This is a genomic window from Bradyrhizobium sp. WYCCWR15520 (assembly GCF_056174665.1).
In genome coordinates this window covers 1-14,741 of sequence record NZ_JBWBWM010000077.1, presented here as the reverse complement: position 1 = coordinate 14,741, position 14,741 = coordinate 1, and the positions used below count along the sequence as shown (strand labels likewise).

The 14,741-nt window shown below is 58.1% G+C and carries 11 protein-coding genes and 2 pseudogenes; 6 read left to right on the top strand and 7 right to left on the bottom strand.

Annotated elements, in window-relative coordinates; all coding sequences use genetic code 11:
• Positions 1 to 314 precede the first annotated feature (314 nt).
• The 5 genes from AC0QUY_RS40450 to AC0QUY_RS40430 form a co-directional block, all read right to left on the bottom strand.
• A complete protein-coding gene (locus AC0QUY_RS40450; RefSeq protein WP_475391495.1) occupies positions 315 to 1,061 on the bottom strand; it encodes an alpha/beta hydrolase in 747 nt (248 codons plus the stop codon).
• 268 nt (positions 1,062 to 1,329) lie between these two features.
• The gene (locus AC0QUY_RS40445; protein WP_475391494.1) at positions 1,330 to 3,168 is read right to left on the bottom strand and encodes a tetratricopeptide repeat protein; all 1,839 of its coding nucleotides are present in this window, start codon (positions 3,166 to 3,168) and stop codon (positions 1,330 to 1,332) included.
• Positions 3,169 to 4,310: 1,142 nt separating this feature from the next.
• Complete coding sequence (locus AC0QUY_RS40440) at positions 4,311 to 4,802, bottom strand: hypothetical protein (RefSeq protein ID WP_161852528.1); 492 nt, start codon at positions 4,800 to 4,802, stop codon at positions 4,311 to 4,313.
• A gap of 111 nt (positions 4,803 to 4,913) precedes the next feature.
• Positions 4,914 to 5,738: a hypothetical protein gene (locus AC0QUY_RS40435; protein ID WP_475391492.1), complete on the bottom strand. Its 825-nt coding sequence runs from the start codon at positions 5,736 to 5,738 to the stop codon at positions 4,914 to 4,916.
• Complete coding sequence (locus tag AC0QUY_RS40430; protein ID WP_475391490.1) at positions 5,731 to 6,426, bottom strand: DNA-primase RepB domain-containing protein; 696 nt, start codon at positions 6,424 to 6,426, stop codon at positions 5,731 to 5,733. The genes AC0QUY_RS40435 and AC0QUY_RS40430 overlap by 8 nt, the downstream gene beginning before the upstream one ends.
• Here AC0QUY_RS40430 and AC0QUY_RS40425 point away from each other — a divergent pair.
• The 5 genes and pseudogenes from AC0QUY_RS40425 to AC0QUY_RS40405 all read left to right on the top strand — a co-directional run.
• Positions 6,408 to 7,790, top strand: a pseudogene (locus AC0QUY_RS40425) (DUF6119 family protein); the annotation flags it as partial. The gene AC0QUY_RS40430 and the pseudogene AC0QUY_RS40425 sit on opposite strands and share 19 nt — an antisense overlap.
• A gap of 62 nt (positions 7,791 to 7,852) precedes the next feature.
• Complete coding sequence (locus AC0QUY_RS40420) at positions 7,853 to 8,038, top strand: DUF3606 domain-containing protein (protein ID WP_475391489.1); 186 nt, start codon at positions 7,853 to 7,855, stop codon at positions 8,036 to 8,038.
• A 2,076-nt stretch (positions 8,039 to 10,114) separates the two neighbouring features.
• Entirely contained in the window at positions 10,115 to 10,507 is a 393-nt protein-coding gene (locus AC0QUY_RS40415) for a hypothetical protein (RefSeq protein WP_161852534.1), read from the top strand.
• A gap of 723 nt (positions 10,508 to 11,230) precedes the next feature.
• The gene (locus AC0QUY_RS40410; RefSeq protein WP_161852535.1) at positions 11,231 to 11,392 is read left to right on the top strand and encodes a hypothetical protein; all 162 of its coding nucleotides are present in this window, start codon (positions 11,231 to 11,233) and stop codon (positions 11,390 to 11,392) included.
• Between the two features lie 276 nt (positions 11,393 to 11,668).
• Entirely contained in the window at positions 11,669 to 11,902 is a 234-nt protein-coding gene (locus AC0QUY_RS40405; protein ID WP_161852536.1) for a hypothetical protein, read from the top strand.
• Positions 11,903 to 12,582: 680 nt separating this feature from the next.
• Here AC0QUY_RS40405 and AC0QUY_RS40400 read toward each other — a convergent pair.
• Both AC0QUY_RS40400 and AC0QUY_RS40395 read right to left on the bottom strand, forming a co-directional pair.
• Positions 12,583 to 13,008 (bottom strand): hypothetical protein, encoded by a 426-nt coding sequence (locus AC0QUY_RS40400; RefSeq protein WP_161856461.1) that lies wholly within the window; start codon positions 13,006 to 13,008, stop codon positions 12,583 to 12,585.
• A 448-nt stretch (positions 13,009 to 13,456) separates the two neighbouring features.
• Positions 13,457 to 13,681, bottom strand: coding sequence for a hypothetical protein (locus tag AC0QUY_RS40395; protein ID WP_475391488.1), 225 nt, complete (start codon positions 13,679 to 13,681; stop codon positions 13,457 to 13,459).
• 420 nt (positions 13,682 to 14,101) lie between these two features.
• On the opposite strand from AC0QUY_RS40395, the pseudogene AC0QUY_RS40390 reads away from it, so the two are divergent.
• Positions 14,102 to 14,741, top strand: a pseudogene (locus AC0QUY_RS40390) (transposase); the annotation flags it as partial.

Here is a 14,741-nt window from a genome sequence, read left to right as displayed (position 1 = left end):
TCATAGAACAACGCAGCTTGTTCGATTTGCCGATGCCCCATCATGACCTTCAGTCCTGCCAATTAGACAGACTGAATCACTGATATCTCTGCGTCGCAACAGCCGCCTTTTTCAACACAATCGGCCCTTAGCGGACCACCCCGCCCGAAGTCGGCAGGTCCGCTGGCGACTCCATTGCGGACGTGCGTTGCTGTCATCGTAACTGCTTCGCGGTAAAAGGACTTAGATTTTGAACACTTCGCGGTCCACATGAACCTTAGCGGTCCTGTACCTTCAAAGGTAATGATCTGCCGTAGAGCTACTAACTCTCGCATTCAAGGAGAGGAGTGGCTCCATAAAGTCGTTAGCGCGTGATTGAGCGGCTCTCCGGTGAACTGGATCTCGTGGCCCGCTCCTTCGATCACCATGCGGGAAGCGCCGATGCGTTGCGCTAGGTCGTCACAGATTGCGTCGAACCCTGCACTATGCCCACCCGATATCACGAGTTTAGGGAAGGAGGCAGACGCCAGCTTGGGAAGCGGCGGTTCAGCGTCCCAGATCGGCCGACCGCGGCGGAAGACGGGTGCGAGCGGCACTGCAGCGGCGATCAGTTCGGGGGAAAGAGCGCTCGGATCACTTCCCACAATTTCCAGGAAACGAATGACCCATTCCTCGTCCGGAGCCTTCTGGTCCCAGAGAGATCGAACCTTTCCGACGAGTGTCCTCGCTGCTTCATTGTGCTGGCCCAATGCGAAGGTGGCCGGCTCCAGTAATGTAATAGATAGAGCCGCTTCGGGACGGCGGGCGGCGGCGAACAGCACGCCGAGACCACCGTAGGAATGCCCTACAAGGTGCGCGCCATTGCCCATCAGACGGGCAATGTCGTCGGCATCGACTAGAAAGTCCTCACCTTGAGCGGCGGGACTTCGCCCATAACCACGCCTGTCCGGAACTATCAGACGAAAGCCGCTGTCGGCCAGCGGTCGCTGAGCCTGCCACTCGTCGGATCCTGTTGCCAGCGAACCGTGCACTAACACGACGGGCACGCCCGACCCCCATGCTTCCATGAAAAAATCGCTCATTACTCGACCACCCTTCAATTCGGCAAGGCTTAACTCCCTCCATTTCAGCTCACGACAGGGAGACCCAAATTGGGCCGGGTATTAGCCATAGGTCGAGAACGGATCGTAGGAGAAGGTGTCCGGGCGGATTGATCCGCAGCGATCACGAGGGGCCGATCCTATGAGAGCGTAACTGCCTGTTCATACTAGCAAACGTTCCGCGGACGTGGCAGCGGCATGACGGCTGAGCGCCGGTCGTGCTGGACGTTAGAAAGGTGAGCGTCACGCTTCAAAGATTTGAAATCTGCAACAGCTTGCGGTCGCCAATCCAGGTTTTCGCAAGATTAGCCTGGGCCTTGCGCATGCCGGCGGCATCGCCGCGTGCCTTATGCAGCTCTGCCAGACCGTAATACGACCAGCCGTTGGCGGGTGCCCGCCGCAGCGCAAGCTCGAATTGCTGCTTCGCCTCAGCGTAGCGACCGGCCTGCAGCAAGGCTGCTGCAAGCGACTGCCGGATTGGATAATACCAATAAGGCGGTTCCGTATAAGGCAAGGCATCCTGCAAGTTAGCCGCCTGCTCGAACTGGACGACGGCGCCGCTCTTGTCGCCTTTACCCTGTGCCACGCGCCCCATGACTACGGTGCGCGCGATACGAAACACTTCCTGTACCGGTATATTGGATTCCTTCAGGAGCTTGAAGTCGGACTCGCGCTCCAATTTCTCGATCGCATCGGCCGCCGCCGTTGCGCCCTCGAACTTGCCCTGCGCTGCCAGCGCCACGCCGCGGGCATAGAGCCAGATCGCTTTGACGTACGGGACGGCATCACCCGGGTCTGGTAGCGCCAGGATGGCCTCCGGTGAACTGAACTGCGCGTGCGCGAAATAAGGCGCTGCTTTGACGGGCTGCACCAGCGCGATGCCGCGGGCGGCCTCATCCGGAATGAGCGTTCCCAGCTTCTCCGCGGCTGCAATTACGGTATTCCCGTCGCCCGCCATTTGCGCGGATGCCATCACGAAGTGCACGTTGTGCGGATAATAGCCCATCCTGTAGACGCCGGGAGGCGCGTTGGTGTCAGCCAGATATTTTTCGTCCACTTTGACAGCGGCCTTATTGTCCTGAAGAGCGTCCAGATAACGCCCGACACGATAATAGATGTGGCTCGGCATGTGCACGAGATGGCCGGCGCCTGGTACCGAATTGCGCAGGCGGTCGGCATAGGGCTCCGCGCGCTTGGGTCGGTCAGAGGCCTCGACCGCATGGATGTACAAATGGATCGCGCCGGCATGATTTGGATTGCGCGCCAGCACTCGCTCCAATGTCGGCACAATGGGTACGCTCTGCGGGTTGGGCTCGCGGCCAGCTGGCTTTTTCCAGTAATCCCACGGGCTGAGATCCATCACCGCTTCGGCATAAAGCGTGGCGATTTCGTTGTCGCTGGGAAATCGCGCCGCGGCTTTCGCCATTTCGGCGGCATAGGCCTTGTCGAGTGGCGCACGTTCCGCCTTGGCGTCATTGCTGTAGCGCACAGCGAGAGCGCTAATCAGCGCCTGCTCCCGAGACGTTACCTTGCCTGCTAGAGCTCGCGCCTTCTGTGTGGCGGCATAAGCGGGCGCGATGGCATCCTCCTGCATGGGCAGATTAATATTGGGGCCAAGCACCAATGCTTCGCCCCAGAAACACATGGCGCAATCGGGATCGAGCTTTTGCGCCTTGCGGAACGCGCGTTGCGCTTCCCCGTGATTGAAGGCGTAGGCCAGGCGCAGACCCTGATTGAAATAGGCTTGCGCCTTTTCGTTCTTGGTCGTGATCTTGTAAGTGATGGAGCCGAGGCCGTCCCATAGCGGCGGCTCGGTGTCTGCGAATGCCGGTGCAGAAGAGGCAGCACTCATCTCCGCGCGCGGCACTTCGGTTTGCGCAAGACGAAGCATCATGCCCGGTCGACCACTCGCGCCCGATGTCTTGCAGAGCGCGACATCCGGAGCAGCGAGGGAAATGTCCCTGGCGCTGGCGCCTGCGTCGGCGAGAGTTGCAATATTGTATGCCAGCAGCGCCGCCAACGAGGTGCCTGCGAGAGCTGCGGCTCCAGTGGAAGCAAGCAGCGTGCGTGAGTGCCTGGAGATGGCCATGTCGTGCTCCCAAACGTTCGTCTTATGGGTCCTAAGGCGTTTGGAAAGGTTCAATGATTGCTCCAAAATGTCGTGCGGGTGCAGCTAAGGCAACGATACTGTCCCAATGTTGCTGGCGCTGAAGCACCGCTCCCAGATGTCGATCAGCGAACACGGGCTTACTTTTAGGCGGACAACTAAACACGGCTGGCCAGAACTTCGGCTGTTGGGTCCGTACAGGCATCCCCTAACGCTCCCCACCGCGAGCCTTTCGATCGTTTCGTCCTTAACTTCCAATCACATTTGGTACCGGGCCTTGAGATGGGTGAGTTCTCGCAGAGACTTCGTGCTGATTGAATGTTGTTGACCGAAGTCAATGGCTTATCCATTACCTAGGCGGAAATTCGGAACCCCTACCCGTAGGCTGTATGTACCCCGGTTTTCACTGCATAGCGCTGAAACGAGTAAAGATCGTTTGGAAAAATTTCCGAGAGCGAGTAAGAGAAATAAATTCTTGCAAGTGACTCCGAGGATTCGAGTCGATTTCGTCTCGTCGCCGATGATCCCGTTTCGGCCAATTGGATGACGTCTACATATCATTTGGCGCAGCCATGCTGACAAAGGTCGCGCCATGCTTTTGCTTTTCGTGCGTGGTGTTTTTGTGCGGGGCTTCGACGACTAGAAAGATCGCCCGAGCAGGGATATTATTTTAAGCTTCAAGTATTTGATTTTATTTCTAGTTACGCGAACACTCGTCGTCGCGCGGCCGCGCTATGATCGGGGCCTTCCAGCAGGATAAAGGCGCTTCGCACGCTGGCGCTGTGCAGGGCTATCGGCCGGGGTCGGGCAAGGGGGTACGGCCCTTTTTGGGGCAGCGGGGGCTGTCACCGGCGAAGGGTGACATCGTCACTCTATTTCGGAACAAGGTGACAGGCTCTCACTCCTATTTTCGAAGGCTTCTCTATATTTGTCACCTTGTCACCCTAAAGGAATAAAAGGGATATAGAAACAACAGGGGATGCGATCACGGCGCGCCCCCTCCCATGGGGTCGTGACCGGGAAAAGTAGGGTGACAGGTGACAAATCCAAGAAATGCCTGCGGCACGAGGGTTTCTTGCATTTTGAGGGTGACCCGCGTGGTGACAACGGGTGACCCGTTACGGTTAGATCCTAAATTCCTGCTTCAATCTGATGCCTATAAAGCGCCCCTTGATCCGTTCGCCTTTCCCGCCTGTCGGCTTGAACGGGTCGTGCCAGCGGGTTTGGTTCGACGCGTATTTGACTCCGCGCGCCCGCAGCGCTGCAATCATGTCTTCCTTAAAGTCGTTTTTGTTGCGGCGTTCGCGCGGGCTTAGCTCCTCCCGCGCTGCCCATTCCCCGTAGACGTCGAAGATTAGCGGCACCGGGACCATATCTTCCCGCTTGCCCGTGATGACAAGGCATTCAGAGGCAAACCGAAGCGCCGGGGACTGCGCCAGCTTTACTTCGTGTTGTGCCACCTTGCCCTTCGCGCCGATAGTGAACTTGCCTTGCTCGCGGAGACGCTCCAGCCCCTTGATGGCCCAATTAGCGATTCCCGGACGTTCGGCCGCCAGCCGGTCGCGCAATGTGAGGTCTTCGCGACCCGCGAATGAAGTTTCGAACGTGAACACCAATTCGCGATTCGCCAGCGCGGACGAGTCGTCGATGAACTTAGGGTGACGGTTGGCGATAAGTCAGCTTCGCGGGGATTCGGACGTTCGGAAGCAAGGGCTTGTTCTTGCGGTTCACCGACAGCGCGTCATTGCCGCTGATGCTCTTGATGCGCCCAATGGCAGTGTTGCGCTTCGACGTCTCGGCGTCGGACGATCCGGGATGATAATCAGCTTTTTGTCGATCATGGCTTGCAGTCCGAAGTCGCCAGCAAGATCGTTGAGCGTGATCGAACCGCGATGCGCCTCGCCGGTGAGCCCTTCCAGCACGTTTTTTATTGTGCCCTTGCCGCCGCGCGACGCGCCGATAAGCGCCGCAATCTTTTCCAGTGACGTATCTGGAGTCAGCGTGTAGCCGAACCACTCTTGCAGAGTCGGATGGAACGACTGGTCTAAAACCTGCTTTAGAAACGCCAGCCACATCGGACATTCGGCGTCCGGGTCAAAATTCCAATCGGGAACTCCCGTGGCGAAGTAGTCGGGCGTCAATGGCATCAGCTTGCCGGTTTCCACATTGTAGATTCCATTGCCGGCCAAGATCAGATTGTTAGACGACGGCGCGTCGTCGGCTTTCTTGATCCATTGGAAAGGCATCGCGCTTGATCGAATGCCGCTTGTGATCTTCAGTTCGTCCATTCCCGCAATCTGACCCGACGTGCTGAGGTACTGACAACCCGGATCGGTCTGCCGAATCTCGGCTCGTAAGTCGTCCGGTTCCATCACGTCCCAATAATCGGAGTCGTTTGCCGTGTAGAAGTCGCCAGCGGCGAAGAGCAGCCGATAGGGTCGCGCTTCCTTGAAGATCAGCGCGTTCTGCGACGGCGTGTTTTGGTTTCGGGGGCCGCCATAGGCGATTTCCACCGGCCACGGTTCAAACATCGGAAAGGCGTGCTTAGACATTGTCGAAATCCCTTGCGGCGGTGTTGAACAGTTGGAAGACGACCAAGCCGGGGACTCGGAATTCCAAACACATGCTGCGTAGCGTGCCGATTCCTACACCGCTCCCGTGCGATGGGTCGAACGATTCCCAGCGCAGGCGATTGCGTGCGTCGGTGTCTTCATCGCCGTAGCCCTCGCCAGTTGAACAGAATTCAAAGAACAGTTCGGCCACGTCTTCATTGGCGTTGCAGGTGCTATTCAGCGCCATCGCGAAGCGCTGCCAGTTCGCGTTCCCCGACAGGTATTCGACGTCCAGATGTTCAAAAAGTAGTTTGGCCTTATCGACTCCGATGAAGCCGATTCCCTTGTCATTCGAATTGACGAAGCGGCGCGGCAGCGGCGGCAATCGTTCATCGAGTTCGGCGAGCGTGTAGCGTCGCGCGAAGTGGTCGATCTGGAGAATGCGGCTTGTGAACGGGGAGGCCTTCATGTGCCGAAAGCCGGGCATTCGGAAGACCCGCGCCCGGTCGGACACGGTCGGATCGCCGCCAAACTTCACGGCCAGTCGCTTCGCGACGTTCTGCGCCAAAGCGAAATCGGTCGTCTGTTCGATCATAAATAGCGCTTGATGGCGGCCGGGGCGACGATCACGAGCTCGAAGAGCGGCCGTCCGAATCCGGACGGCTTTTTGTGGGCCAAGCGCCAGCATTGCCGCCGGCTTGGTTCGACTTTGTCAGTGGCTTTGCGACAGGCGGTCTTGGGCGCCTCGTAAATCAAAGTTGTGCCGCTGTACTGTTCTTGGAAGTCGTCCCTGACGATAAGCGGCTAGCGACGCGAATCATGGCCCTGACTTTTGGGACCGGGCATCATTCGCTCGATCCGGATGCATTTGAGCGAAGCTTCGGTCTGAAGGTCGTTCTCAACTCCGTAGCCCGTTCGAATTTGCGGAGCCTAGACATTGCTACGCTCGATGCCACCACCTTCCAGAAGCGCATTCAGGCCAGTCGGGATGCTGATTTGCAGGGATTTGGAGTCGACGTTGATCGCGATCTTTTGAGGCTGGCTGCAGGATCACCTAAGGATAATTCGTTCGCAAAATCCCTCGCGGGTAAAGACGCTCTAACACTGCACACAAAGACGTCGCCCGACGACGTGATTGATAAGTGCAAGATAGCGCTCAAACTCTATCATGCTACAGACTACAAAAAAGACTTCGGGTTTATCGACTTCGTAGCGCCCGTCCGACAACGAAATCTTCTTGAGCAACTGGAGCAGCAGCCTTCGCTGAATTGCGGAAATTGGTGAAGGGAAATGCATCGGACCTTCACATCGCGTTGCCGGATATACTGGGGCCCTGAGGAGGCGGTCGAGGTTGGGTATTTTGGCATTGGGTTAAGATCGGGACGAAGGCAGGCTTATGTGCAAATTGCGATTGAAGACTACGTTGATGAGCTCAAAGCAGGTCAGATCTCCGATATTGCAGACATGGCCGAACTTCGCGCGAGCCATGAGGTGCGCGTTATTGTCGATGGCGAGGGAGACAGAAAGCAGAAGCGCAAATTGTACGATTGCTTCGTCTATGAATTGACGCACAAAGGTGATACCTACGTTCTATTTGCCGGCGACTGGTTCGTGGTCGACAAGGCGTTTCACGCTGCTGTCGAAACGGATTTCCTCAAGCTGTTAGCAAAAAAGGCATTTGTGCCATCCACAAAAAGCAAGAGCGAACGTGATTTCATCGCGGAGCTCGATGCCCGCAAAACCTTGCTCAATCTTGATCAAGTCAAACTCTCGCCGGCAGGGGCGCCTGGTGCCAATCTTGAACCATGCGATTTTCTTTCGACAACCAGGCAATTTATCCATCTAAAGGATGGTCACGGATCAGCGCCAATTAGTCATCTCTGGAATCAGGGCGTTGTGTCTGCCGAAAGCTTCATTCGTGATGAGAAGTTTCGGATAGACCTCCGTAAGGAAGTAAAGAAGCGCCAGGCGCAATCCAAGAAGACGGGCTTTGATGCCATTCTGCCAGACGGTCGCTCGAAGCCAGTCCCGGGCGAATACACTGTGGTTTTTGGAATTATGCGTGACCGATACAAGAGATCCGGAGCGATCAGCCTTCCCTTTTTCAGCAAGGGATGGCGAAGGCAAAGAAGAAATCAAGCCGCGGACGCAAGCAGGACCGGCCGCGGGTCGCCGGTGGGCAGGATTACGAGGTGCGCTACACGGCGAAGAAGACGAAGAGGTCGGCAGGTGCGGTGAAGAAGGCGGTGAAGAAGGTCGGCAGCAGCCGCAAGCGGGTCGAGCGTCGGCTTGGACGTTAGGAACGCGATCGAGGCTGGCGGGTTGAGCCGATATCGCACCGCTTCCCCCCAGGGTGCGATTCCTCAGTCACAAGGGTCTCGGGGTCGCCGCTCGAGGCCCTTCTCCTTTCATTGCGTGCGCCGAGCACGACGAATGCCGCCAAGGCGGCAATTTTTTGGCTCTGGCGATTATAGGAGGAATTTGACGCCGATCATCGTTTCGGTTCGCCAAATAGCTATGCATCTGATGCGGTCAGAGGCGACGACCAGTGTAAACTGTGCCGGAAGGCTGCTCGTGCTGACTAACTGCAAGGCCGCTCCAGTCTCAGACCGGTTACGAACGAGACAGGCAATCGCGTGCCCGCTAAACTCAATGCTTCCAGATTTCAAAACGCTTCATCCGATCAGGCGCAACGATCCCGTTTCGAGGGCTGCGAACCTGGGGATTTTAACCACTCATTCAAGCGCGCTGCGTGTTCAGCCTGGCGGGCACGCCTCAGGAGCAGTTCCTGAGCCGTGCCGGGAGGAAGCGCCTCGGCCGCCTCTCTAAAGCGGTGAGCCTCTTCCGCTAACCGTTCTCCAAAGCTTTTTTCATGCTTAATGCGGCGACGTTTCTGCATACGCTGCTCCATTCCATTTGGTGAAGGCGGGAGCGCGTCGTTGCGATCTCATCACCGAAGATGCCTGGGCCGGGCGGTGATGGCTGGTATGATAGTCCAACTGGAAACGTCGGCTGTTCGCTACCCGACTTAAGGGCTCATTCCTTCGGAGGAGCTGGTATGAGTGCTCCGAGTGGAACGACAGCCGTTTCACTCAAGTTGAGTGACTGTAGCCGATGGCGCGCAAGGCTGAATTTCGACGCGGCCCTTTGTGGGTGAAATTGTTGCAGCTGAGTTAGCTGCGTTGACGCACGGGCCTTCACACGATTTTGCCGCTTTATCCCGGCATGATGATTCGGCGCTCGAAAGAACGCAAGGACGGCTCTGGCACATTAGCCCCCAAGCCCCTCGCCAGAGCCGTTTCATCAAGACCCGTGTTCGCTGAGGCTCCTTTAATGGCATGGCTTCCGCTATGCAGCGATCTCGTTCTGCGATTGTCCTGGAAGTCATCACCGCGGCGGCGGTGGTCGTGCTCGTCGTGTACGTGATATTCCCACCCAACTAGCCAGCGGTGCCAGACGCCCGCGCCGCGTGGGGGCGGACAGAAACTCTATTGTCGGGAGGCTTTAGGCGAACAGCTCGGATCCTGCTGGTGTGAAGATTACAAGGTCCTGGATTCGTGCATCGTTCAGCCAGCAGCGTTCGATTAGATCGGGCTTGCATCGCCGGGACGTCGTCAGGATCGGCCGGATTTCTATTGCAGTTCGGGCAAGGTGCGCCGGCGCCGCCGCAACCACAGGCCCTTTCTCCCAAGAACGGCCGATCGAGGTGATTTTCACAAACCCACCGGCACCGAGGACAGTACCTCATCAATTCCGCCCGCTAGCAAAGGAAGACCAATGTCCGGTGCTGTCATTGCGTTCCGGCGCGGTTAACTTTTGTTGTAGCGAGAGACGGCTGTCCGGTGCTGTAATTTCGGCGCGGCCCTTTGTGCTGGTCACACACGCAAGGGCTGGCCCCAGGGGCCTTGGCTCCACTCCTCAGCCCCCACTCTCGGGTCAAAATTTTCGTCATGGGTCAGAGCGGCTCACTTTTACGGAGCCGACGGCGGAGTCATGGTCCGCCGCCGACCGCGACATAGATGCCGCACCCGCGGTGTCGGAGGCCTCCGGTTAGCGTCGGCGCGCTCACTGACGGCCGCCCCGTGGTGAGCGGGAGACGGCTCCGCTCACCCCGGAGCCGTCTCCATTCGCGCCGAAATCTCCTCGAACAAACGCGGCCCCGGGGGGACTACGAGGGACCGCGAGTTCCAAAGTTCATTTGGAGTCGACGATGTTTAAGGTGTGCCGCTCTCACTTCGGCACAGACGCGCAACACCTTCAGGGCGGGATCGTTCCTACCAGCGTTGCCTGCCGTACCAGTCGTTGGGGCGAAAATGGTAGGCCTGCACTATTGAGCTGCTGCAATCCCCCGGCGATAATGCGCGCCTGGGGGCGAGATGGACTGGTCATTTCTGATAGTGCTGGCGATCGCGGGCGGGTTCTTCCTATGGCGCCAGTCGAAGAACGCGGAAGCCGCGAAAGTCGCCAACGCGAGGTTGGAGAGAGGCACACGCCTGTATCAGCGCATCAAGGAGGGAATGCGGGAGTACCATTGGCGAGAGCGCGAGCAGCCTTTGTGGCGAGCGAAGCACGGCGAGTTAGTGTTTGAGACCGCTCACATGTCGGCTTTCCATGTCAGCCATGTGGGCTTCTATTTCAAAGACCTCGATGAATATGGGCTCTACGGCTTCTTCGCAGGTAACGGCGACGAATTCTTCGAGAGCTACTACCGCACGGACAGAACCTTCCAAGAGGAAGGGCAGCTACTGCATAAGATGAGTGACCTTTAACCGCCGGCATGGCATCGCCGCTGTCGGGGGATAAGCGGACATCGCGATTTATGAGGCCACGCGCAAGGCAAATAGATCAGCGCCGCCCTGCTTATGAAAACGAGTCCTTCACGCGGTTTATCGCCGGGTGTTTCCGATTCTTCATCTTAATCCAGTCCGCGGATCGCCCGGCATGGTAGCGGCTGTCAGCGCGCTTGGACACGAGCCCCTCACCGGCCGATTGGGGACCTTGGTCCCGCGCGTCGGAACGCAAGGATCGAACGCAAACATACGCATGCGGGATAAATAGGCAACCGCGGGGGGAAATGCGAGGCTGAGTTAGACCAGTTGGAGGGTCAACTGACGCCGATCTCGGTCCTCGTGCCGTTCGACGAAATCACCTCGACCAGATGCGCTGCGACCACCCGGTAGCCGGGTCTAGTTGACGGTTCCAAGATAAGCGCGCCCTGTCGTCGTTCACCCCAGGGGACACCGAGGGTAAGTCATGACCGACCAGACCATCCGACGCCTCATCGCCGCTGTAGTTGTCGTCTGCACCTTCATGATCGTGAACCACATCTGGATTGCCATCGGTCCCGACTAGCAGAAGTCCACTTGGTCCCGCGCGTCGGAATGCAAGGATCGAGCGCGCACGTACGCATGCGGGATAAATAGGCAACCGCAGGCAAAATGCGAGTCTGATTAGACCAGCCGAAGGCTCAACTGACGCCGATCCTGCCCTTCGTGCCTTTCGACGAAATCCGAGATCGCGGCTGGCAGCTCGCGCAGCTGCAGATCGCAGCGGCGGCGCAGTTCGCGGGCGACGTCTTCGGAAACATCTTCCGACCAGCGTTCGGCGGTGTTGAAGGCGACGACGCGGATCGGGTTGCTGTATTGGCCGGCTAACAGGTTTTGAATGACGGTCTCGAGATCCGTGGCTCGTAATCGGCTTCACGCCAGGCCCGGCCTAATCGGCCGAAATCATCCGCGACCAAATAGACCGTCGCATCGTTGTCGTTCGGGACGATCGACGGCGTCCAACTAGACTTACGCATATGAACTCCACGCAATACGGTTTCAAATTGACCTGCGCTGAATCGTTCCGAACTGAGGCGGCCTTTATTTTACTGCTTGGTCAAAATTGACCAGCGGGATTGCTGAAAATAATCCAGGCTCTGGGTCATGACCTTTGAAGCGACAAAGCTCACCCATGAAAAGCTCACCCATGAAGAGTTTGCCTCCCTGCTCGCGGTCGGCAACGCCCGTGTACATGGGCCTGCACCCGCGATCCCCGCTGAACATAGTGCCCGATTGATCGCGTTGGGCTACGTCTTTCATCTCGAAGGTAGGCTGCGGATGACCACGCCCGGCAGAGTGCGGATATATGTTGGCAACTCGCCAATTGAGGCGGCCTGAAAGGTTCAGAATGACGTCTAAAATCAAAGAACATAAGTGCGTTGCTTGCAACGGAACGGGCTTCCCCGACGTGATGCAGCCGGTACAACCGGACCGCAAAATCTATCCCGTCAAATGCACGGCCTGCGCCGGCAAGGGAAGGATTACGGACGTCAACTGAGGCGGCTTTACCGTTCTGGATCGAATTGCGCGACCTTACGACCTTCCCGCCATAGCTCTATGGTGTGAAAGTCGCACTTCACCCCCGTCCGCGCGACCACCTTGAAGACTCCTTGGAAGGGCTTCAGCTCTGCCGCTGGGGCAAGGCAGCGAACTGAAGATGGTTTCAAATGGCCGGCATGGCCCGATTGACGCCAAACTGGAGCGGTTCTTTTTGAAGGTGCCTAAAGGGATCGATTTCCATCCACTCGCGCAAGACAAGATAGGTCTCTACATTCAGGGGCTTGTGTCGTTCGGCTCGATACAAGATCGAATGATCGTCCAACCCCATGTGACGCGCGACCTCACGCAAACTTAGCCCCCTAGTCTCGCGTGTGTTCTTAAAGTCGCGGCTAGAATTCTCCCAGTCGATCCTCACTTCACTCCGGCCCCTTCCTACCTTTCGTTGCGAGCAGCGGCGCTGCTCATCCTAAGATTACTCATCTTAGCGAGAGGCGAAAGGCGCACGGTAAGTTGCAGACCTAATGGCTCTCCCGTTGATCGCCGGGATACCAAGGTTCGCTGTCATTCTTAGTCGTAGAATTGGAGCGTCGCAGTCGGACCAGGTGGCCGCGCTTGTAGGGAGAGCCTCGCAGTTCCGAACAGGGGCGACAAGCCATGCGGCGCTCAAGTTGCCAGACCGGCGTTTCCTTCGGCCGGCGGATAATGGTCAGGTCAACCGTGCTATGCGTGCTGCAGCCGTCGCACTTCACCTCGAGATAGCGGAACCCGGCATTGAGAGCGTCTCCAATCACCGGCGATGGCTGGGCGGGACCACCATAGCCGCGCAACCTGAAATTCCATGCTTCGCAGGCAGCGACGTCCGCTGCCAAGCGCAGTTCTTTCGCGCGCTGCTCGGCCGCGGCGATTGTGGCGCCCCACAGGCGTTCCTTCGAGACAGATCCCATGGCGCCCATGAAAGCGCGACGCCGCGACGGTGTCGAATCCTCTAGATGTTGGGCCCAGGAGGCGAAAGCGAGCGCATCAGCTAGGCGAACAGCTCGGCGCCCGGCCGTCGTGAAGGTAGAGTAGGACTAGGCTTCGATCCGCGGTTCGCTTTCAATCGCACCGGTGCCGATCAGCCATTCTCGCTCCTTTGCGAGCAGGCGGTAGCAGGCTGCGATGTCGCTATATCGCTTTCTCAGCACGTCGACGGCAGCCGCTGCGGCTAGCGCTTCGAATTCGTCCTCTCTCCAAATACTCCACGACGCTACGCACCTTGCCCTCGTCACCCGATAGCTGCCGTCGCACCTTGCGGGGGGCAATCAACGCTGGGGCCGCCATTCCAATGCGCCATGCAGGGGGGCGTGGCGCCCCCATCAACGCGAACGGTGGCAGGTCCGTTCCTGGCGAGCCCTAGACCGCCTCGTAAGCTGTTGGCTGCTTTTCAGGAGTCTTCGGAATTTTGAATGTCATGGGGAAGGTGCCATCTACCAAACGCTCGTAATCCGATTGCTCCTCGGACAGACGCCTTTCAATAAATTGACGCTCTAGATCAGTAAGCTTGGTTTGGAGCAAACGCCGGTAGCGGGCGATATTATTGCGATGGGTTCGTAAGCGGGCAATGTTTTCGTCCATCATCGTCGTCATCCTTTGACGGTCGTTACAGCTTTCCCTTTTGGCTAGAGGGGCGATGCCCCGGCGAAAAAATTAGGCGCGGGCCGCAACCTGTCAAGAGGCTTGGCGGGGTAGTCCTTTGGGCGACGGGGCAGGGAGGCGTCGGATACGACCTGCAACGGTTAGTTAGGTCTGGCGCGTGTCGTTCGGAAGTGTCCGGGGCCTTCCTCACCCCCGGGCGCGCCTCTATTCCACAAGGCGAAGAGTTCGGCGCCGTTGCATTCGATCGAGAGCAAGGACAACCTCATCTCTATCGAGGACGGCGATGAGCCTGTGCACTGTACGCGTAGCGTCGTGTGGACCTGGTGAGTCCGGAATTGGCCCTGGCATGTGAAAACGCTGTGCCGCTGTTATGATTCTCCCGTGATTCTGTGGGGGGGATCGATGAGGCGCTTCGTTGAGGAGGCCGATCGCGGGCAATGGACGCTACTGCCCGAGTGCCTCGATGATTTCATTGACGAGAGCAACCCCGTCCGCGTGATCGACGTGTTTGTCGGTGCGCTCGATTTGGCTGAGATGAGCTTTGAAGGAATGGCGCCGGCGGCGACGGGTCGGCCCTCGTACCATCCCTCGGTTCTGCTGAAGCTGTACATCTATGGCTATCTGAACCGAGTGCAATCGAGCCGGCGGCTGGAGCGCGAGGCCGGGCGCAATGTCGAGGTCATGTGGCTGTTGGGTCGGCTCGCTCCTGATCACAAGACGATCGCGGACTTCCGCAAAGACAATGGCCTGGCGCTGCGCAAGGTATGTGCGCTTTGTCGAACTCTGCCGCGAGATGGGACTCCTTGCGACGGCGAGCGTCGCCATCGATGGCAGTAAGTTCAAGGCCGTGAACAACCGGGACAAGAACTTCACACGGGCGAAAGTGGAGCGGCGGCGCGCCCAGCTGGAGGAGACCGTCGCGCGCTATTTGAGCCAACTTGATACCGCCGATCGACAGGAACCGACGGAGGCGCTGGCGGAGAAAGTAACAAGGCTCACCGAGAAACTGACGAAGCTGAAGGCGGAAATGGGCAAGCTTGCC

Coding starts and splice junctions, on each gene's coding strand:
- AC0QUY_RS40450 (WP_475391495.1), bottom strand. CDS start 1,061: ATGAGCGATTTTTTCATGGAAGCATGGGGGTCGGGCGTGCCCGTCGTG.
- AC0QUY_RS40445 (WP_475391494.1), bottom strand. CDS start 3,168: ATGGCCATCTCCAGGCACTCACGCACGCTGCTTGCTTCCACTGGAGCC.
- AC0QUY_RS40435 (WP_475391492.1), bottom strand. CDS start 5,738: ATGTCTAAGCACGCCTTTCCGATGTTTGAACCGTGGCCGGTGGAAATC.
- AC0QUY_RS40430 (WP_475391490.1), bottom strand. CDS start 6,426: ATGCTGGCGCTTGGCCCACAAAAAGCCGTCCGGATTCGGACGGCCGCT.
- AC0QUY_RS40420 (WP_475391489.1), top strand. CDS start 7,853: ATGGCGAAGGCAAAGAAGAAATCAAGCCGCGGACGCAAGCAGGACCGG.
- AC0QUY_RS40415 (WP_161852534.1), top strand. CDS start 10,115: ATGGACTGGTCATTTCTGATAGTGCTGGCGATCGCGGGCGGGTTCTTC.
- AC0QUY_RS40405 (WP_161852536.1), top strand. CDS start 11,669: ATGACCTTTGAAGCGACAAAGCTCACCCATGAAAAGCTCACCCATGAA.
- AC0QUY_RS40400 (WP_161856461.1), bottom strand. CDS start 13,008: ATGGGATCTGTCTCGAAGGAACGCCTGTGGGGCGCCACAATCGCCGCG.
- AC0QUY_RS40395 (WP_475391488.1), bottom strand. CDS start 13,681: ATGATGGACGAAAACATTGCCCGCTTACGAACCCATCGCAATAATATC.